Origin of the sequence: Streptomyces sp. STR69 (assembly GCF_024519455.1) — a bacterium.
Classification (GTDB): Bacteria; Actinomycetota; Actinomycetes; order Streptomycetales; family Streptomycetaceae; genus Streptomyces.
Genome location: NZ_JALJRY010000015.1, coordinates 235,727 through 253,420, shown reverse-complemented (window position 1 = coordinate 253,420; position 17,694 = coordinate 235,727). Strand labels below are relative to the sequence as shown.

The 17,694-nt window shown below is 71.9% G+C and carries 19 protein-coding genes; 11 read left to right on the top strand and 8 right to left on the bottom strand.

Annotation, left to right across the window (positions count from 1 at the left end):
• Window positions 1-68: 68 nt before the first annotated feature.
• Window positions 69-1,103 (bottom strand): LacI family DNA-binding transcriptional regulator, encoded by a 1,035-nt coding sequence (locus OC490_RS27840; protein WP_262060755.1) that lies wholly within the window; start codon window positions 1,101-1,103, stop codon window positions 69-71.
• Window positions 1,104-1,833: 730 nt separating this feature from the next.
• On the opposite strand from OC490_RS27840, the gene dhaK reads away from it, so the two are divergent.
• From dhaK to OC490_RS27825, 3 genes are read left to right on the top strand one after another with little or no spacing between them, the layout of a single operon-like run.
• On the top strand, window positions 1,834-2,826 hold the full coding sequence (gene dhaK / locus OC490_RS27835; protein ID WP_262060754.1) for a dihydroxyacetone kinase subunit DhaK: 993 nt from the start codon (window positions 1,834-1,836) through the stop codon (window positions 2,824-2,826).
• Window positions 2,827-2,872: 46 nt separating this feature from the next.
• A complete protein-coding gene (gene dhaL / locus OC490_RS27830; protein ID WP_262060753.1) occupies window positions 2,873-3,481 on the top strand; it encodes a dihydroxyacetone kinase subunit DhaL in 609 nt (202 codons plus the stop codon).
• Entirely contained in the window at window positions 3,474-3,884 is a 411-nt protein-coding gene (locus OC490_RS27825; protein WP_262060752.1) for a PTS-dependent dihydroxyacetone kinase phosphotransferase subunit DhaM, read from the top strand. Before dhaL ends, OC490_RS27825 begins: the two co-directional genes overlap by 8 nt.
• Window positions 3,885-3,937: 53 nt before the next feature.
• Here OC490_RS27825 and OC490_RS27820 read toward each other — a convergent pair whose 3' ends face one another.
• A complete protein-coding gene (locus OC490_RS27820; protein ID WP_262060751.1) occupies window positions 3,938-4,576 on the bottom strand; it encodes a TetR/AcrR family transcriptional regulator in 639 nt (212 codons plus the stop codon).
• Between the two features lie 142 nt (window positions 4,577-4,718).
• On the opposite strand from OC490_RS27820, the gene OC490_RS27815 reads away from it, so the two are divergent.
• The gene (locus OC490_RS27815) at window positions 4,719-5,480 is read left to right on the top strand and encodes an SDR family NAD(P)-dependent oxidoreductase (protein ID WP_262060750.1); all 762 of its coding nucleotides are present in this window, start codon (window positions 4,719-4,721) and stop codon (window positions 5,478-5,480) included.
• A 31-nt stretch (window positions 5,481-5,511) separates the two neighbouring features.
• On the opposite strand, the gene OC490_RS27810 is transcribed toward OC490_RS27815, so the two are convergent.
• Window positions 5,512-6,246, bottom strand: coding sequence for a glycoside hydrolase family 75 protein (locus tag OC490_RS27810; protein WP_262060749.1), 735 nt, complete (start codon window positions 6,244-6,246; stop codon window positions 5,512-5,514).
• A gap of 392 nt (window positions 6,247-6,638) precedes the next feature.
• Between OC490_RS27810 and OC490_RS27805 the strand changes: the two genes are divergently transcribed.
• The 3 genes from OC490_RS27805 (at window position 6,639) to OC490_RS27795 (ending at window position 9,377) form a co-directional block, all read left to right on the top strand.
• The gene (locus OC490_RS27805) at window positions 6,639-7,634 is read left to right on the top strand and encodes a fibronectin type III domain-containing protein (RefSeq protein ID WP_262060748.1); all 996 of its coding nucleotides are present in this window, start codon (window positions 6,639-6,641) and stop codon (window positions 7,632-7,634) included.
• A gap of 21 nt (window positions 7,635-7,655) precedes the next feature.
• Window positions 7,656-8,600, top strand: a complete 945-nt coding sequence (locus tag OC490_RS27800; protein ID WP_262060747.1) for a LysR family transcriptional regulator — start codon at window positions 7,656-7,658, stop codon at window positions 8,598-8,600.
• Between the two features lie 231 nt (window positions 8,601-8,831).
• Window positions 8,832-9,377, top strand: coding sequence for a hypothetical protein (locus OC490_RS27795; RefSeq protein WP_262060746.1), 546 nt, complete (start codon window positions 8,832-8,834; stop codon window positions 9,375-9,377).
• A gap of 67 nt (window positions 9,378-9,444) precedes the next feature.
• Here the strand turns inward: OC490_RS27795 and OC490_RS27790 are convergent, their stop codons facing one another.
• Together OC490_RS27790 and OC490_RS27785 are read right to left on the bottom strand one after the other, a co-directional pair.
• On the bottom strand, window positions 9,445-9,981 hold the full coding sequence (locus OC490_RS27790) for a PadR family transcriptional regulator (RefSeq protein ID WP_262060745.1): 537 nt from the start codon (window positions 9,979-9,981) through the stop codon (window positions 9,445-9,447).
• Between the two features lie 22 nt (window positions 9,982-10,003).
• Entirely contained in the window at window positions 10,004-12,019 is a 2,016-nt protein-coding gene (locus OC490_RS27785) for an NADPH-dependent 2,4-dienoyl-CoA reductase (protein WP_262060744.1), read from the bottom strand.
• A 195-nt stretch (window positions 12,020-12,214) separates the two neighbouring features.
• Here OC490_RS27785 and OC490_RS27780 point away from each other — a divergent pair, with 195 nt between their 5' ends.
• Complete coding sequence (locus OC490_RS27780) at window positions 12,215-12,946, top strand: hypothetical protein (RefSeq protein WP_262060743.1); 732 nt, start codon at window positions 12,215-12,217, stop codon at window positions 12,944-12,946.
• On the opposite strand, the gene OC490_RS27775 is transcribed toward OC490_RS27780, so the two are convergent.
• On the bottom strand, window positions 12,936-13,739 hold the full coding sequence (locus OC490_RS27775) for a putative protein N(5)-glutamine methyltransferase (RefSeq protein WP_262060742.1): 804 nt from the start codon (window positions 13,737-13,739) through the stop codon (window positions 12,936-12,938). The genes OC490_RS27780 and OC490_RS27775 overlap by 11 nt on opposite strands.
• Window positions 13,740-14,023: 284 nt before the next feature.
• On the opposite strand from OC490_RS27775, the gene OC490_RS27770 reads away from it, so the two are divergent.
• The gene (locus OC490_RS27770) at window positions 14,024-14,428 is read left to right on the top strand and encodes a MarR family winged helix-turn-helix transcriptional regulator (protein WP_262060783.1); all 405 of its coding nucleotides are present in this window, start codon (window positions 14,024-14,026) and stop codon (window positions 14,426-14,428) included.
• A gap of 10 nt (window positions 14,429-14,438) precedes the next feature.
• Here OC490_RS27770 and OC490_RS27765 read toward each other — a convergent pair whose 3' ends face one another.
• On the bottom strand, window positions 14,439-15,170 hold the full coding sequence (locus OC490_RS27765; protein ID WP_262060741.1) for a GNAT family N-acetyltransferase: 732 nt from the start codon (window positions 15,168-15,170) through the stop codon (window positions 14,439-14,441).
• On the bottom strand, window positions 15,167-16,093 hold the full coding sequence (locus OC490_RS27760; protein WP_262060740.1) for an NADP-dependent oxidoreductase: 927 nt from the start codon (window positions 16,091-16,093) through the stop codon (window positions 15,167-15,169). The genes OC490_RS27765 and OC490_RS27760 overlap by 4 nt, the downstream gene beginning before the upstream one ends.
• Window positions 16,094-16,319: 226 nt before the next feature.
• Here OC490_RS27760 and OC490_RS27755 point away from each other — a divergent pair, with 226 nt between their 5' ends.
• Together OC490_RS27755 and OC490_RS27750 are read left to right on the top strand one after the other, a co-directional pair.
• Window positions 16,320-16,925, top strand: coding sequence for a sulfite oxidase-like oxidoreductase (locus tag OC490_RS27755; RefSeq protein ID WP_262060739.1), 606 nt, complete (start codon window positions 16,320-16,322; stop codon window positions 16,923-16,925).
• The gene (locus tag OC490_RS27750) at window positions 16,918-17,673 is read left to right on the top strand and encodes a ferredoxin reductase (protein ID WP_262060738.1); all 756 of its coding nucleotides are present in this window, start codon (window positions 16,918-16,920) and stop codon (window positions 17,671-17,673) included. The genes OC490_RS27755 and OC490_RS27750 overlap by 8 nt, the downstream gene beginning before the upstream one ends.
• The last annotated feature ends 21 nt before the right edge of the window (window positions 17,674-17,694 follow it).

Sequence of the window (17,694 nt, the reverse complement as noted above, 5' to 3'; positions counted from 1 at the left end):
ACGGCGGCGATGAGGGTGACGCCGGTGCCCGTGATCCGTGGTGAGCAGGCGGTGGGGGCGGGGCTAGGTCAGCGGGCCTCGATGGACGACCGCGTGCCGGTGCCGGGCCCTGTGCTGGCTCGCAGCGAGATGGGCGGGGTCAGCAGGTGGTGCCGGGGCGGTGCGTCGGGGTGGTCGAGCCGCTCGACGAGGAGGTCGACGGCGTGTCGGCCCATCTCCTCGGCCGGTACGTCCGCCGCGGTGAGCTGCGGGGTCACCGTCTCCGCCCAGCGGCCTGCCACGACTCCGGTGACGGAGAAGTCGCGCGGTACATGACGGCCGGCCTGGGACAGCCCGCGGTACAGGCCGCCGAGCGCGGCCTCGTTGAGGGTGACCAGGGCCGTGGTGGCCGGGTCGTCGTGCAGGATCTGTTCGAGGCAGGCCTGGCCGGACGCGGCATCGTCCCCGCAGCAGTACGTCCGGACGGCCAGCCCGCGTTCGGCCGCGGCCTTGGTGAAGCCGTCGAGGCCCCGGTGTGCCGACTCGTATCCGGCCCGCAGGAGCTGCTCGGGACGGTTGACGAAGGCGACCCTGCGGTGACCGAGGTCCGCGAGATGGTGGACGCACGCCGCAGCCAGCGCGGTGTGGTCCAGGCCGACCCACCAGGTGCCCTCGGGATGTGCGGTCCGGCCGATGGCGACGGAGGGGAAGTCGAGGGCTGCCAGGTGATCGACCCGGTCGTCCTCCAGTCTGATCTCCATCAGGATCGCGCCGTCGACCCGCCGCTCCCCCAGCATCCGCTGGAACGAGCGGTCGCTGTCGACGCCGCTGGGAGACAGCAGTACGTCGTAGTCCCGGGCGGCGGCAGCCTCCACCACGCTGCCGATGAAGTCGAGTTGCATCCCGGTGTAGTGGTTGCCGGCCGGCGGGAAGACCAGGCCGATCGTGTTGGTCCGGCCGTTGGCCAGGGCGCGTGCGCTGGCGTTGGGCCGGTAGCCCAGCTCGTCGATGACGCGCTGGATCTTCCGCCGGGTGTCCTCCGACACGGGGCGCTTGCCGCTCAGCGCGTAGGACACGGTGCTCCGCGAGACACCGGCTCGCCGGGCGATCTCACCGATGTTCACGGGCACTCCTTGGATGGATCGAACCGGTTCGATGTTTCCGATACCGCGAACCAGCCGTCGAACCGGTTCGCGTGAAGTGAAGGTAGGAACACCCCCCGCCACTGTCAACACCTCTCGCGACACTTCCCGTAACACGCTTGGAATCCAGAGGGAGCAACAGAGACACCTGCACAGGGGGCTGCCGCGACAGCCTCCGCCGGAGGTATTGCCGGTGGATTTCCGCGCTGCTAGGTTCCGTCGAACCGGTTCGACCCATGCATCGGAGACGTGACTGTGCCCGCATACACAGACTCGGCGGGCACGGGCGATCCCAGGATTTCCGCGGTCGAGGCCACAGCCACCTCCATCGGGGCTTGTGGGCATGGCAGTTCAGCGGGGCGCGGTCTTCCTTTCCGCCCCCACTGTGAAGTTGTCGAGTGGGCTGGGGCTCGCGTTCATGGATGGCCTACAAGCGGACGGCGGTGATCGCGTCGGCGGGAGCGGTGTATCGACGGCAATTCGGTGATCTCGCCATGAGGCCGTGCGGTGAGTCCTGCGGGCGTCCACGCCCATGAGCGTCCCAGCTCGTGACCTTCGCTCCCGCAAGGTCGATACTTCCCCTACGGACTCCCCCGCCGGAACCCGCTTCCGACCGCCATGGACCGCCAAGATCGATGACCGCCACAACCCTTCACTGACCAGCAAAGACACAGGTCAGAGGCCCATCTGCCAGTCTCGCCAGGAGGTACCCATGAAGATGTTGATCAACGTCGCGGAGACCGTGGTCACGGACGCGCTGCGAGGTATGGCGTCCGCCCATCCCGAGTTGACCGTGGACGTCGAGAACCGGGTGATCGTACGGCGGGACGCTCCCGTGGCCGGGCAGGTCGCGCTTGTTTCCGGTGGCGGGTCTGGGCACGAGCCGTTGCACGGTGGGTTCGTGGGTCCGGGGATGCTGTCGGCGGCCTGTCCCGGTGAGGTGTTCACATCGCCGGTGCCCGACCAGATGGTGCGCGCCGCGGCGGCCGTGGACAGTGGGGCCGGGGTGCTGTTCATCGTGAAGAACTACACGGGGGACGTCCTCAACTTCGACATGGCGGCCGAGCTCGCCGAGGACGAGGGCATCCGGACCGCCAAGGTGCTGGTCAATGACGATGTGGCCGTCACCGACAGCCTCTACACCGCGGGGCGGCGCGGAACCGGCGCCACCCTGTTCGTGGAGAAGATCGCCGGTGCCGCCGCGGCCGAGGGGCAGCCGCTGGACCGGGTGACGGCGATCGCCCGGCAGGTCAACGAGAACTCGCGCAGCTTCGGCGTCGCGCTCAGCGCCTGCACCACCCCGGCCAAGGGCAGCCCCACCTTCGATCTGCCGCCGGGCGAACTGGAGTTGGGCGTCGGCATCCACGGCGAGCCGGGCCGTGAGCGGCGGGCGATGATGACCTCCGGCGAGATCGCGGACTTCGCCGTGCACGCGATCCTGGAGGACATGCCGCCGCGCAATCCGGTCCTGGTCCTGGTCAACGGCATGGGCGCGACCCCGCTCCTGGAGTTGTACGGCTTCAACGCCGAGGTGCAGCGGGTGCTCGCCGAGCGCGGGGTCGCCGTCGCCCGCACACTGGTCGGCAACTACGTCACGTCCCTCGACATGGCGGGCGCCTCGGTCACCCTGTGCCAGATCGACGAGGAACTGCTGCGGCTGTGGGACGCGCCGGTGAAGACGCCGGGGCTGCGTTGGGGCGTGTGACACGTCGGCGCGTTCGGCCAACTCACCCACCAGGCAAGGAGATCCAGTGCTCGACGCCGACTTCTTCCGCCGTTGGATGACGGCGACCGCCGCCTCCGTCGCCCGCGAGGCGCAACGGCTCACCGACCTCGACTCACCCATCGGCGACGCCGACCACGGCGCGAACCTGCAGCGCGGGTTCACCGCCGTGGCGGCCATCCTGGAGAAGGAGGCGCCGGACACCCCCGGCGCCGTCCTCACCCTCGCCGGGCGCCAGCTCATATCCACCGTCGGCGGCGCCTCGGGACCGCTCTACGGCACGCTGCTGCGCCGCACCGGCAAGGCGCTCGGGGACGCCGCCGAGGTGAGCGAGGCGGAGTTCGCCCACGCGCTGCGTGTCGGGGTCGAGGCGGTCATGACCCTCGGCGGGGCCGCGCCCGGGGACAAGACCATGATCGACACCCTCGTCCCGGCGCTCGACGCGCTCCCGGACGGCTTCGCCGCGGCGCATGCCGCCGCCGAGGAGGGCACGCGGGCCACCACGCCGTTGCAGGCCCGCAAGGGCCGGGCGAGCTATCTCGGGGAGCGCAGCATCGGACATCAGGACCCGGGCGCCACGTCCTCGGCACTGTTGATCGCCGCGCTCCAGGAAGCCGCGGAGGCCGACGGTGAGTGACAAGAACCTCGTGGGCATCGTGCTGGTGTCGCACAGCGCCCAAGTCGCCGCTTCCGTGGCCGAGTTGGCGCGGGGACTGGCTGGCTCGGGCGCGGCCGTGCCGCTCGCGCCGGCCGGCGGCACCGAGAGCGGCGGACTCGGCACGAGTTCCGAACTGATCGCCGCCGCTGCCGCGTCCGTCGACCGCGGCGCCGGAGTCGCCGTCCTCACCGACCTGGGCAGCGCCGTACTCACCGTGAAGGCCCTGCTCGCCGAGGGCGACGAACTCCCGCCCGGCACCCGCCTGGTGGACGCCCCGTTCGTCGAGGGCGCGGTGGCCGCGGTCGTCACGGCGTCGACCGGAGCGGACCTCGATGCGGTGGAGGCGGCAGCCGTGGAGGCGTACACGTATCGGAAGGTGTGAGACACCCACCTGTTGAAGGGCCCGCCCCGAAACCCCCTCCTACGTCACGAGCGTCACGAGACCCCTTTCGCCGCGATCACCAGCGCCGCGCGCAGCGTCTCCGCCACCTCGGCCTCCCCGGTCGCCGCGTCCGTCGCGGTCCCGGGCGGGCTCCACGCGAAGCGTTCGACGGCCGCGCGCAGTGCCGCGTTGAGCATCGCCGCCTGGATCATGGGGCGCAGGTCGCCTGCGGGCAGGCCGGCGCGGTCGGCCAGGGCGCGGGCGAACGCCGGTTCCGCCTCGTCGTAGGTCTGGAGCCAGATCGCGCGCAGGCCCGGTTCGGTGCGGGTGAGGCGTACCAGTGCGCTGCCCGTGGCGCCGTCGGGGCCGGTCGCGGCGAGCAGGTCGGTCGCGAGGTTCGGGGCGAACAGGTCCTCCAGGGGGAGGTCGTGCGGCCACTCCCGCAGCCGGGCGGCGATGACGTCGATACCGGCCGAGAACAGCGGCCGTACGCAGCTCTCCTTGCTCGGGAAGTAGCGCCACACCGTGCGCGCCGAGACGCCGACCGCCTGTCCGATCTGCTCGCCGGTGGTCGCCGCCACGCCCTGGGCGACGAACAGTTCCACTGCCGCCCGGGCGATCTCCAGCCGGATTTCGGCCTTGCGCGCCTCGGTGAGCGGCGGTCGTCCCGTGCGTCCGCTGGATGCGGTCATCAGTTCCCCTCCGGCTGCGGTCGTGACCTCCCGGGATTCTGCACCATGACCCGACCATGACTTTATGTCACTCGCAGACATTAAGTCGTATGGTGAGCGCACAACGGGCGTGGAGCCCTCGCACGACGAACAGGAGCACCTCATGACCAGTGGACTCGACGGACGCAGCGTCATCGTCACCGGAGCGGGTTCGGGCATCGGGCGCGCCACCGCGCTGGCCTTCGCCGCGGCGGGTGCCAAGGTCGTGGTGGCCGACCTGAACGCCGACGGCGCCGAGGCGGTCGTCAAGGAGATGGAGCAGGCGGGCGGTACGGCTGTCGCGGTCACGGGCGACCTGAGCGAGCAGGCGGTCGTCGACGAGGTGACCGCGACCGCCGTGGAGCGTTTCGGCGGGGTCGACGTCCTGGTGAACAACGCGGGGATCATGGACCGTATGTCGGCGCTGGCGGACGTGGCCGACGCGGAGTGGGAGCGGGTCATCCGGGTCAATCTGACCGCGCCCTTCCTCCTGACCCGGGCCGTGCTGCCGCACATGCTGGCGGCGGGCCGGGGCGCCATCGTGAACACCGCCTCGGAGGCGGGCTTCCGCGGCAGCGCGGCGGGCGCCGCCTACACGGCCTCCAAGCACGGGGTCGTGGGCCTGACGAAGTCGCTCGCGGTGATGTACCGCAAGCAGGGCATCCGCGCCAACGCCATCGCCCCGGGCGGTACGGCGACCAACATCTCCGTGGACGCCGACCGGACCGCCCTCGGCCCGGCGGCGCTCGGCCCGCACTTCGTCAACGTCGGCCGCGTGGCCCAGCCCGAGGAGCAGGCCGCCGCGATCGTGTTCCTCGCCTCGGACGCGGCGAGCAACATCAACGGCGTGATCCTGCCGGTCGACGACGGCTGGTCGGCGGTCTGACGCCCCTCCGGAGGACTCGGCCGACAGCGTGCTACGACCCCGCCGGCTCGACCGCTCCTCCCCGTGGTCGCCCCACGAACAGCCGCGCCAGCCGCTGCCCCGTCTCGACGGCGGCGGCATGGTCCTCGATGGGCTTCACCCGGGAGTCCTTGAACACGATGTAGGTGACCCCGGTGTCCGTCCCGCCGCCGCGCGGATCGGCAGGGATGCCGAGGGCCTTGGCCGTGGCGTAGGACGCCTCGCCGATGATGTCGCGCGGCCCGACGTCTCCTACGACGGCGTACTGCACCCGGTCCCGGTAGACGACGGCGGCGACCGAACCGCCGCCGATCCGGTGGTCCCGGTGGTTCCAGAGGGCGCTGGCGGCCGGAACCACGATGTACGGCAGCCGCTCGGCGTCCAGGTAGCGGCCGTCGGACTGCTGGTACGCCGTCATGGCCGCGAAGACCGGGTCGGTGCGCGCGTTGCAGCGGGTACCGGCCTGCCCGTCGCAGTCGATGTCCATGTCGGCCTTCCAGTAGACGGCCTCCTTGGTGCCGCACACCGGGATCGACGCGGGTTCCCCGTCGTCGGTGCGGTACCGGCCGCGCGAGACGGGGACGCAGTCACGCACCTTGGCCAGCAGGTCGGCCGCCGCGACGTCGCCCTCGCGCAGCGCCGCCGGCCCCGCTTGGGGTCGGACGAATGCGGCGGGCGAGGCGGGAAGCGCGGTCGGGGCGAGCAGGACGGCGCCGGCCGCGACCAACGTCAGCGTCTGGACACGCACGATGAGGATCCTCTCCTGGGGGATCTGACGGACACTCAGCCCACCCTGGTACCGGTCCGATCGCGCGGCCACTGATAGGGGGCCGGACGGTGCACGCCCCCGAATCCCGGCGAGTCCAGGTCGCCCCCGACGGGGGCCGGGGGCCCGAGCCCATGTCGGCCCCGGCCGCCCGACCACCCGCGCCGGCGCGGGATCAGCGACGACAGCGGTCCGCGCCACCGGCATGAACTCCCCACTCACAGGGGTGAGTTCAGCCGTGAGGAATCAGCATACGTAACGTTCGCGACCGATCTTCAACGGCGCCCCTCTTGATGCGATTGCCCCACCCGCGTCATATTGGTCCGGACCTTTCAGGTCGTGTGATGCCCGTGCAATGCCGGGGAGGCAGAATCGTGCGACGCGTCCGGGCCACCCTCACTCTCCCCCGTGCCGCCCTCACCTGTGCCGCGCTCCTGCTGCTCGCCTCCTGCGGCACGGGCGGCGACACGGACGGCCACGCGCCCGGTGCCCCGGTCGGCGTCACGGCCGCGGCGGGAAGTGCGACCAGCGTGCATGTCATGTGGGACGCGGTGACGTCGAGCCCGGGCGTCCGCACCTACGAGATATATCGGGACACCACGAAAGTGAAGGAAGTACCGGGTTCCGAGCACATGGTGGACGTCACCAGGCTCAAGCCCGCGACCATGTATGCCTTCACCGTGCGGGCCCGGGACACCGACGGCCGCCTGGGACCACGCAGCCGGGCGGTGAAGGCGCGGACGCCGGTCGCCGTCGCGGCGGACCACTCGGCGCCCACCCGCCCGAGCTCACCGCAGGGCCGGGCCATCGGCAGCCGGGCGGTGCAACTGTCCTGGGGCGGCTCCACGGACGACCGGGGTGTGGTGTCGTACGACATCTACCAGGGCGGGGCGAAGATCCACAGTGTGGGCGGCGCCCAGACGGCGACCGTGGTCACGGGGCTGCGGCCCGGCACGCGCTACTCCTTCACCGTGCGGGCCCGGGACGCCGCCGACAACCTCTCGCCCGCGAGTACGGCCGTCCCGCTGACCACGGCACCGGGCAGCGACGACGGGCGGGGCACCGCCCCCACGGACTTCGGCGTGAAGACGCGCCGGGGCGACGACGGGGCGTACTACATCGACCTGTCCTGGGTGCCGCCGCGCACGGACGGGGTGGTCACGGAGTACCAGATCCACCTCGACGGGCAGCCGGCCACCTCGCTGGTCTGGGGCGGGACCGCGCCGCGCGACCGGGCGACCTACAGCTTCTACGTGGGCCGGGAGGCCGGCGACAGCCACCGGGTGCGACTCAGGGCGCGACTGCCCGACGGTACGTGGGGAGGGTTCTCGGCGGAGCGGACGGTGACGACGGGCGAGGCCGTGCCATAGGAGTTTCCTAGAGTTGTCGGCATGACCCATAGGGATGCCCATAGGGAGACCCATAGCCCGGCGGGGCCGCTCGACCTCTCCCTCCTGCGCACGTTCCTCGCCGTGCACCGGGCCGGTTCGTTCACGGCGGCGGGACGGCTGCTCGGGCTGTCGCAGCCGACGGTGACGACTCATGTCCGGTCGCTGGAGGAGCAGTTGGGCCGGGAGCTGTTCGAGCGGCGGTCGCGCGGTGTCGTGCCGACCTCGGTGGCGGACCAGCTGGCCGCGCAGGTCGCGGCACCCCTGGACGAGCTCGCCGTCGTGGCGGACCGCGCCGCCCTCGGCACCGACCAGCCCCCGGAGCCCGTGCAGGTCGCGGGACCGGCCGAGCTGCTGTGCACCCGGGTGCTGCCCGCCCTGGCACCGCTGACCGAGGAGGGCGTACGGCTGCGGGTCAGCCCGGGGCTGACGGACGACCTCCTCGACGGGCTGCGGGGCGGCCGTTTCGACCTGGTGATCGCCACCGCCCGGCCGCGCGGGCGGACGCTGACCTGGGAGCCGCTGGCGGACGAGGAGTTCGTGCTGCTCGCCGCGCCCGCGTGGGCGGAGCGCATCGGCGCCGGGCGGGTCGCGGCGGAGGGGCCCGCCGCGCTGCGCGGGGTGCCCCTCGTGTCGTACGCGGAGGATCTGCCGATCGCCCGGCGCTATTGGCGCCACGTGTTCGGTACCCGGCTCGGCGGGCAGGCCGCGATCACGGTGCCCGATCTGCGCGGGGTGCTGGCGGCGGTCGTGGCGGGTGCCGGGATCACCGTGCTCCCCCGGTATCTCTGCCTGGACGAACTGGCGTCCGGCGCGCTGGTGCCGCTGCTGACACCCGAGGACCCGCCGATCAACACCTCGTATCTCACCCGCCGCCCCGGCTCTCCGGACAACCCGCACATCACGCTCGTACAGGAGCGGCTGCTCCGTGTGGCGCCCACATGGTGAGCCCACACATGTGGTGAGCCCACACCCAGACGATGAACCCGCGCAGGCCCGTCCACCCCCTGCCCCCACACCACCCCTGGGCCGGACGAAGGAATCCGTCACCTGCCCGGTCGCCGTCCGGGTGCGGGACGGGCCGGGGGCACGTTGGCTTCCTTGGAGGCAGCACGGCCGTTTCCCGATCCCGGCGGCGCAAGGGATGTTCCGCCAACCGTGCCGTTGGAGGGCAGTCCCATGCGCACTTTTCAGCTCCTACTCCGCTCCGGCCTGACCGTGACAGCCGCCGCCGCTCTCCCCCTCGCCCTCACCGCCGGCCCCGCCGGCGCGGCCTCGGGGATTTCCGTGAGCACCACCGGGACCACCGTCTCGGTCACGACCAGCTCGTGTTCCCAGAACCGCACCACCGGCGTCTGGGGCACCGGCTCACTGCTCACCAGCAGCCAGGCGAGCTTCGCCGAGGGGCGGAAGGCGACCCTGGCGGGCACCACCGTCAGCCAGTCCACCGCCTGGACGAACGTCACTCCGGGCACCTACACCGTCATCGTCATGTGCCAGAACGCCACTACGCCCGCGGGCACCCAGTCCGTGATCGTCTCCGCCGCCGCGACCCCCAGGGTCACCGCGACGGCCTCGCCCTCGCGCGGTGTCATGGGTGGGCTCGGCGGGGCCACGAAGGACTACGGCCCGCTCACCCTGGGAGTCGGCGCGGGCCTGGTGGGAACCGGCGTCATTGCGACGGCCTGGTTCCTGCGCAGACGCGCCAAGCCCTACCGACTCTGACCGTCCCACGTCCTCACTTCCCCACGGTTGAGGGGCCGCCGGCCACCGGCGGCCCCTCCCCCATGTCCTACGGCAACTCGGCGAACTCCTCGATCGCGTGTGTGAGCCACTGCGTCCAGAAGGTCTCCAGGTCGATGCCCGCGCGCAGCACGAGGTGCCGCAGCCGGTCCTGGGGGCTGTCCCTGTCGGGCGGGAAGTCGTGCTTCTCGATCTCCTCGTACTCCGCCAACTGCCGCCGGTGCAGGTCGAGATGGCGGCGCAGGTCGGCCTCGATGCCGTCCGTGCCGACCACCGCCGCCGCGCGCAGCCGCAGCAGCATCGTGTCGCGCAGCGGCTTGGGGTCCTGGGAGGACGCGGTCCAGCGGGCCAGTTCGGCACGGCCCGCGGGCAGGACCTCGTAGCTCTTCTTCTGGCCGCGGGCAGGCTGCTCGGACGCGAGCGCCCGGATCTGGCCCTCGGCCTCCAGTCTTCCCAGCTCGCGATAGATCTGCTGATGTGTCGCCGACCAGAAGTAGCCGATCGACTTGTCGAAGCGCCGGGTCAGCTCCAGCCCCGAGGACGGCTTCTCCAGAAGGGCGGTGAGGATCGCGTGCGGGAGTGACATGGGGTCATCCTAGGGACGGCTCTCAGAGTGCGGCGGCGACCTCGGTGCCCTGCTTGATGGCCCGTTTGGCGTCCAGTTCGGCGGCCACGTCGGCACCGCCGATCAGATGCACGCTGCGTCCGGCGGCGGCCAGTTGGTCGTAGAGGTCGCGGCGCGGGTCCTGTCCGGTGCACAGCACGATCGTGTCGACGGCGAGGACCGTGCTCTCCTCGCCCACGGTGACGTGCAGTCCGGCGTCGTCGATCAGGTCGTACTGGACACCGGGGACCATGGTGACGCCCCGGTGTTTGAGTTCGGCGCGGTGGATCCAGCCGGTGGTCTTGCCGAGTCCGGCGCCGACCTTGGTCGCCTTGCGCTGGAGGAGGTGGACGCTGCGCGGCGGGGCGGGCCGCTCGGGTGCGGTGAGGCCGCCGGGGGCCGCGTAGTCCATGTCGACGCCCCAGGCGCGGAAGTACGTCTCCGGGTCCTCGCTCGCCTTGTCGCCGCCGTCCGTGAGGAACTCGGCGACGTCGAAGCCGATGCCGCCCGCGCCGAGGATCGCGACGCGGTCGCCGACGGGGACCCGGTCGCGCAGGACGTCGAGGTAGCCGATGACGCTGGGGTGGTCGACGCCGGGGATGTCGGGGGTGCGCGGGGTGACTCCGGTGGCGACGACGATCTCGTCGTAGTCCTCCAAGTCATCTGCTGTTACAGGGGTGTTGAGGCGTACGTCCACCTCGTGCTCGTCGAGCCGCGTGCGGAAGTAGCGCAGCGTCTCGTCGAACTCCTGCTTGCCGGGGACCTGTCGGGCGACGTTGAGCTGGCCGCCGATCTCGTTCGCGGCGTCGTACAGCGTGACCTGGTGGCCGCGTTCGGCGGCGGAGACCGCGCAGGCGAGTCCCGCCGGGCCGGCGCCGACGACCGCGACGCGTTTGCGCAACCGCGTTGGGGCGAGGACGAGTTCGGTCTCGTGGCAGGCGCGCGGGTTGACCAGGCAGGAGGTGATCTTCCCGCTGAAGGTGTGGTCGAGGCAGGCCTGGTTGCAGCCGATGCAGGTGTTGATGGCGTCGGAGCGGCCGGCGGCGGCCTTGGCGACGAAGTCCGGGTCGGCGAGCATCGGGCGGGCCATCGACACCATGTCGGCGTATCCGTCGGCGAGCAACTGCTCTGCCAGTTCAGGGGTGTTGATGCGGTTGGTGGTGACGAGCGGAATGGACACCGCGCCCATCAGCTTCTTGGTCACCCAGGTGTACGCACCGCGCGGCACCGAGGTCGCGATGGTCGGGATGCGCGCCTCGTGCCAGCCGATGCCGGTGTTGATGATGGTCGCCCCGGCTGCCTCAACCGCCTTGGCCAGCCTGATGACTTCGTCGAGTGTGGAGCCGCCGGGCACGAGGTCCAGCATGGACAGCCGGTAGACGATGATGAAGTCCTCGCCGACCGCCTCGCGCACCCGGCGCACGATCTCGACGGGGAAGCGCATGCGGTTCTCGTAGGAGCCGCCCCAGCGGTCGTCGCGGTGGTTGGTCTGCGCGGCGATGAACTCGTTGACGAGGTAACCCTCGGAGCCCATGATCTCGACGCCGTCGTAGCCGGCCTGCCGGGCGAGGCGGGCCGTGCGGACGTAGTCCTCGATGGTCTGCTCGACCTCGTCGTCGGTGAGTGCGCGGGGCGGGAACGGGCTGATCGGCGCCTGGAGGGGGCTCGGCGCGACGAGGTCCCGGTGGTAGGCGTACCGGCCGAAGTGCAGGATCTGCATCGCGATCCGGCCGCCCTCGCGGTGCACGGCGGCGGTGATCCCGGCGTGCTGGGCGGCCTCGGCGTCGGTGGTCAGCTTGGCGCCGCCCTCGTAGGGCCGGCCGGCCTCGTTGGGCGCGATACCGCCGGTGACGATCAGGCCGACGCCGCCCCGCGCGCGGGCCGCGTAGAACTCCGCCATGCGCTCGAAACCGCGCTCGGCCTCTTCCAGGCCTATGTGCATGGAGCCCATGAGGACCCGGTTGGGCAGTGTGGTGAAGCCCAGGTCGAGGGGGTTCAGCAGGTGCGGGTAACGGCTCATCGGGCCCTCCGTGCGCGGTGTCGTGCCTCTTTTGTAGAGGACGGGACCGCGTTTGTGCAACTAGTTGCATAAAGACCCGGGCGAGCCCGCCCCCGGATTCACAGGGAGCCGTTACCTGTTCCTTATCGGGGGGAGTCGAGAATCACAGGGAGGCGTGCCGTGGGATGCCGGGCGCCCGGGCCGAGGGAGCGAGCCGTGACGCACGACCCTGAACACGACGACCACAGCGCCGGGGCGATACCGCCGATGCCGGACCACGCACCCGAGTGGGAGGTGCTCGCCGGACCCGGCGGGGCCGAGCGGGACCACGGTCTCGACCGGCTGTGGCGGCGGCGTTCGAAGCGGGCCCGGGCGGTCATCGCAGCGGTCACCGTGGGTGTGCTCGCGCTGGGCGGAAGCGTCGCCTACGCGGCGACCTCAGGGAATTCGGGCAGCGCCGCGGTGCCCGCCGCCGGGTCCCCCGCGCCGTCCGGTTCGCCCTCGCCCGGTGGGCCCGGCTTCCGGCACGGGGGCGGCATGTGGTTCGGGTTCGGGGTCGGCGGCAAGGCCGTGCACGGCGAGGCGACGGTCAAGGACGACTCCACCGGCAAGTGGGTCGTACGGATCTGGCAGCGCGGAACGGTCACGAAGGTGGACGGCGACCAGGTCACCGTCCAGAGCGACGACGGGACCTCGTGGACCTGGACCGTGAGTTCCGATGCCACGGCCCAGAACTCCGCCGCGCTCAAGAAGGGCGACACCGCCTCCCTGATCGGCACCCGCTCCGACAGCGGCACCAGGACCGCCGACCGGGCCTTCACGGGCACCCTCGACCGCAAGGGCCAGGGCGGACCGGGCGGGTTCCAGGGCGGCCACGGCCCCTGGGGACGCGGCGGCCCGAACGGTTCACCTTCGCCCAGCCCGTCCGGCAGTGGCGCTACGACCTGACCGCGCCGGCCGGCCCGACACCGATCACGACGTTCGCGTACAGCTCCTCGGAGTAGGCCGCCCGCGTCTCCAGACCCGCGCTTCTGAACGCCTCGACCGCTGACGGGAGTTGACGCTCGCTGGTCTCGACGACCAGACAGCCGGCGGGGGCGAGCCAGTCGGGTGCGCCGGCGGCGACCTCGCGGAGTATGTCGAGGCCGTCCGCGCCGCCGTCCAGCGCGACCAGCGGCTCGTGCTCACGAGCCTCCGCGGGCAGAAAGCCGACCTCGCCGCTGGGGACGTAGGGCACGTTGGCCGCGAGGATGTCGACGCGCCCGCGCAACTCACCGGGCAGCGCGGCGAACAGGTCGCCCATGTGGACCTCCCCGCCGAAGGCGGCGACATTGCGGCGGGCGCAGCGCGTGGCGGCGGGGTCGATGTCGGCGGCGTGCAGTTCGACTTGGCCGAGGGCGGCGGCGAGGGCCGCGCCGACCGCGCCGGAACCGCAGCACAGGTCCACGACGACGGACGCGTCCGGTGCGTGGGCGAGGGCCTGCTCGACGAGGAACTCGGTACGGCGGCGGGGCACGAACACGCCGGGTTCCACGGTGATGCGCAGGCCCCTGAACTCGGCGTGGCCGACGACGAGTTCGAGGGGCAGGCCCGCGACACGGCGGTCCACCATGGCGGCGGCCTCGTCCGGGGTGCGGGCGGCGGCGAGGATGAGCTGCGCCTCGTCCTCGGCGAAGACACAGCCCGCGGCACGGAGCGCGGCGACGACGGAGGCGGGGGAAACGGGGGAAAGAGGAGGCATGGAAGCCGAGAGCCTTTCGGAAGGTTGCCGAAGGGCGCTCTCGCGGTCACCTGCTATCGGTGATCCGATCCGTCCTGAGGTGAGAGCACCCGGCATGACACAGCGGAAATGGGTCTCACCTCCCGGGAGTTCAGGGTCGCGGACGTCCGCGACCGGAGGGCAACACTACCCGAAGCACCGGATCGACGAGGAGCCGGGCTCCCCACTGAGTTGTAGTGTGCAACCAGGACAGCGAAGGAGACGCAGTGCGAACGGACCGGGCCGTGGAGACCATCCAGCGCGAGATGACGGCCTTCGCGCGGCGCGCCCGGGCCTCAGCGGGCCGGCTGCACCCCGAACTGTCCCTGGTGTCCTACACCCTGCTCAGTCATCTGGAGGAGCGCGACGGCCGCCGGGCCACCGACCTGGCCGCGCACTACGCCCTGGACAAGTCCACGGTCAGCCGCCAGGTCGCCGCCCTGGAGCGCGCCGGTCTCATCGAACGGCGTGCTGATCCCGAGGACCACCGCGTCCAGGTCCTGCATCTGACCGACGCCGGCCGCCGGATCCTCGCCCAGGTCACCGAGAACCGCCAGGCCGCCTTCCGTGAGCGGCTGGCGGACTGGCCGGAGGAGGATCTGCAGCGGTTCGCCGGCTACCTGGAGCGCTACAACGCGTGGTCGGGCGAGGCTCCCGCCGAGGAGAACTGAAGAGCCGGGCCTACGACACCCCGACGGCCCGGGTCTCGGTCAGGTGCTCCGGCGCCCGTGCCGCGAGGAACGCGGTGCGAAGGCGCAGCCGGAAGCCGAGGGACTCGTACAGCCGTATCGCGGTGGCGTTGCCCGCACCGGTGTGCAGGAACGGGGTCTCGCCGCGTTCGCGGATGCCGTGGGCGACGGCCCGGATGAGACGGCTCGCGAGTCCCTCGCCGCGGACGGAGGGGTCGGTGCAGACGGCGCTGATCTCGGTCCAGCCGGGCGGGTGAAGACGCTCGCCCGCCATGGCGACGAGGGCACCGTCGCGGCGGATGCCCAGGTAGGTGCCGAGTTCGACGGTTCGGGGCAGGAAGGGGCCCGGCTTGGTCCGCTCCACCAGGTCGAGCATCTCGGGGACGTCGGCCGGACCGAGGATGATCGCCTCCGGGTCCGGTGCGGCGGTCATCCCGTCGTCCACCATCTGCACACCGTCGATGTCGAAGGTGATCTCCCAGTCGTCCGGGACCCGGCCCCGGAAGCCCAGCAGCGGGATCTCCGCGCCGGGCCCGGCGAGCGCGGCGACGTCCGCCCAGTCGTCGGCGTCGGGCACGTCGGGCACGTCGGGCAGGGCCAGCCACGGGGTCACGTCGACCGGGTAGCGCAGGACCCGGCCGCGCCGCTCGGCGAAGTGGGCGTGCGGTCCGGTGAGGGCGGCGCGGGCGGGGTTGTCGAGGACGCGTTCGTCGGACGTGCTCATGCGGTGACCTCGATCACGATCTTGCCGCGCGCGTGGCCGTCCTCGACGGTCCGCAGGGCCTCGCCCGCCCGATCGAGCGGGAAGGTCTGCGTGACGTGCGGATCCAGTCGGCCGCCCACCACGAGCCGCGCGACCTCGTCGAGGACGGCCGCGGTGCGGGCGCGTTCGACGCGGGCCCCGCCGAGCTTCTCGACCTCGGGTGCGGGGGCCCCGGCGGTGATCAGCTTCGTGGGGTCGGTGAGCAGGGTCGCGGCCTCGGCGAGCACCTCGCCGCCGACGAGGTCGTAGACGCCGTCGACGCCGTCCGGCGCGACCGCCCGCACCCTTACGGCCAGGTCGGGTCCGGACGGGACGTGGACCGCGCCCAGCGACTCCACGAAGTCCTTCTTGCTCTCGCTCGCCACGCCCACGGCACGCAGTCCGAGGGCACGGGCGATCTGTACGGCCGCGGAGCCGACACCGCCGCCCGCGCCGGTGACCAGCACGGTCGCGCCGGCCGGCAGGTCGAGCTGACGGGCGCCGTCGAAGGCGGTCGCCGCCGCGACCGGCAGTGTGGCGGCGTCCTCGAAGGACAGCTCCGCGGGCTTGTGCGCGGTGACCGTCGCGGGCAGCAGGGCGTACTCGGCATAACCGCCGGCCACCGTGTTGCCGAAGACCTCGTCGCCGACGGCGAACCCGTCCACATCGGCGCCTGTCTCCGCCACGGTCCCGGAGACCTCGCTCCCGAAGACCGCGGGGAACGTGCGCGTATCCGTCTCGCCGGGCCGCCGGTAGCCGGTGCGCAGCTTCCAGTCGACCGGGTTCACCCCGGCCACGCGCACCGCGACAAGGACTTCACCGGGACCGGGACTCGGCCGGTCGACCTCTGCGAGCGCCTCCGTTTCAGGTCCCCCGTATCGCGTGAAGACGTATGCCTTCGGCATCTGCTCCCTCACTCTCCTTCGCAGTCACCACATCACCGGCACTGAAGACCAAGGTCGGCCACCGGACTGCTATTCCCCGGAACCCGGAGAGTTCATACGGCCGCAATGATCGGCGGTACCCCTCGGACCTGGGCATACCCGGTGGACGCGTACCGTTGAAGCGATAAACCACTGATCGCGCTCGCCCGGCGGACCCGCGCCGCAGCGACCTGGAGGCTCCACCCGTATGCACGTCACCCGAGGCTTCACCGGACGCCCCCGCGTCCCCGACGCCGGCCTGCCGCCCGGTCAGTACGACGCGGGCGACGACTGGCCCGTCCTGTCCGCCGAGGTCACCCCCGACCTGGCGCCCGCCGACTGGACGTTCCGCGTCGACGGACTGGTCGAGGAGCCGCGCACCTGGAACTGGACGCAGGCCCATGAACTGCCCGCGTCGGCCTACGAGGGTGACATCCACTGTGTGACGAGCTGGTCGAAGTTCGGGGTGCGGTTCGGGGGCGTATCGCTGGACGCGTTCCTCAATGTGGTGCGGCCCCATGTGTCCGCCACACATGTGGTCGCCTATTCGCACACCGGGTACACCACAAACCTCCCGCTCGAAGACGTGACCGGGGGACGTGCGTGGATCGCGTGGGAGTACGGCGGCCGGCCGCTGCCCGCCGAGCACGGCGGCCCCGCCCGGTTGCTGGTGCCGCACCTGTACTTCTGGAAGAGCGCCAAGTGGATCGCGGGCCTGCGTCTCCTCGACCACGACGAGCCGGGTTTCTGGGAGCAGAACGGCTATCACGCCCGGGGCAACCCCTGGGAGGAACAGCGGTACTCCGGTGACTGACACCTTCGCCCCCGCCACCAAGTTCGCGGTGCCGGGCCGCATCGCCGTGAGCAACCGGGCCGCCGCCGTGTGGCAGACCGCCACGCTCACCGAGATCCGCCGGGAGACCCCGCACGCCTCGACGTTCCGGTTCGCGGTGCCCGGCTGGACGGGCCATCTGGCGGGCCAGCACCTGATGCTGCGGCTGCGCGCCGAGGACGGCTATGTGGCGCAGCGCCACTACTCCATCGCCTCCCACCCGGACGACACCGGGCATGTGGAACTGACCCTGGACCATGTCGAGGGCGGCGAGGTCTCCGGCTGGTTCCACACGGTGGCCCAGCCCGGAGACCAGGTCGAGGTGCGCGGCCCGCTGAGCGGCTTCTTCGCCTGGCCCGGCGACCGGCCCGCGCTGCTGCTGGGCGCCGGTTCCGGGGTCGTACCGCTGATGTCGATGCTCCGGCAGCACCGGGCGCGGCGGCTGTCCGTGCCGCTGCGGCTGGTGGTGTCGGCGCGCGGTCCGGAGGAGTTGATCTACGTGCGGGAGTACGGCGCGGAGACGACGGCCGTCTTCACGCGCAGCGCGCCACAAGGTGTGCCGGTGGGACGTATGGCCGCGGCACATGTGGCGCCGCTCCTGGCCGAACAGCCTCCCGGTGGGTGGGAGGCCTATGTGTGCGGCTCCAACGGGTTCGCCGAGCACGCCTCACGGCTGCTGGTGGAGGCGGGCCAGCCGGTGGACCGCATCCGCATCGAACGCTTCGGCTGAGGCCGTCCCTCCCGCCGTGCC

Bases quoted from the DNA above. Each gene is read 5' to 3' on its own strand.
- OC490_RS27820 (WP_262060751.1), bottom strand. From the start codon at position 4,576: ATGACCGCATCCAGCGGACGCACGGGACGACCGCCGCTCACCGAGGCG.
- OC490_RS27785 (WP_262060744.1), bottom strand. From the start codon at position 12,019: ATGAGCCGTTACCCGCACCTGCTGAACCCCCTCGACCTGGGCTTCACC.
- OC490_RS27775 (WP_262060742.1), bottom strand. From the start codon at position 13,739: ATGCCTCCTCTTTCCCCCGTTTCCCCCGCCTCCGTCGTCGCCGCGCTC.
- OC490_RS27765 (WP_262060741.1), bottom strand. From the start codon at position 15,170: ATGAGCACGTCCGACGAACGCGTCCTCGACAACCCCGCCCGCGCCGCC.
- OC490_RS27770 (WP_262060783.1), top strand. From the start codon at position 14,024: ATGACGGCCTTCGCGCGGCGCGCCCGGGCCTCAGCGGGCCGGCTGCAC.
- dhaK (WP_262060754.1), top strand. From the start codon at position 1,834: ATGAAGATGTTGATCAACGTCGCGGAGACCGTGGTCACGGACGCGCTG.
- OC490_RS27755 (WP_262060739.1), top strand. From the start codon at position 16,320: ATGCACGTCACCCGAGGCTTCACCGGACGCCCCCGCGTCCCCGACGCC.
- OC490_RS27760 (WP_262060740.1), bottom strand. From the start codon at position 16,093: ATGCCGAAGGCATACGTCTTCACGCGATACGGGGGACCTGAAACGGAG.
- OC490_RS27790 (WP_262060745.1), bottom strand. From the start codon at position 9,981: ATGTCACTCCCGCACGCGATCCTCACCGCCCTTCTGGAGAAGCCGTCC.
- OC490_RS27795 (WP_262060746.1), top strand. From the start codon at position 8,832: ATGCGCACTTTTCAGCTCCTACTCCGCTCCGGCCTGACCGTGACAGCC.
- OC490_RS27800 (WP_262060747.1), top strand. From the start codon at position 7,656: ATGACCCATAGGGATGCCCATAGGGAGACCCATAGCCCGGCGGGGCCG.
- OC490_RS27815 (WP_262060750.1), top strand. From the start codon at position 4,719: ATGACCAGTGGACTCGACGGACGCAGCGTCATCGTCACCGGAGCGGGT.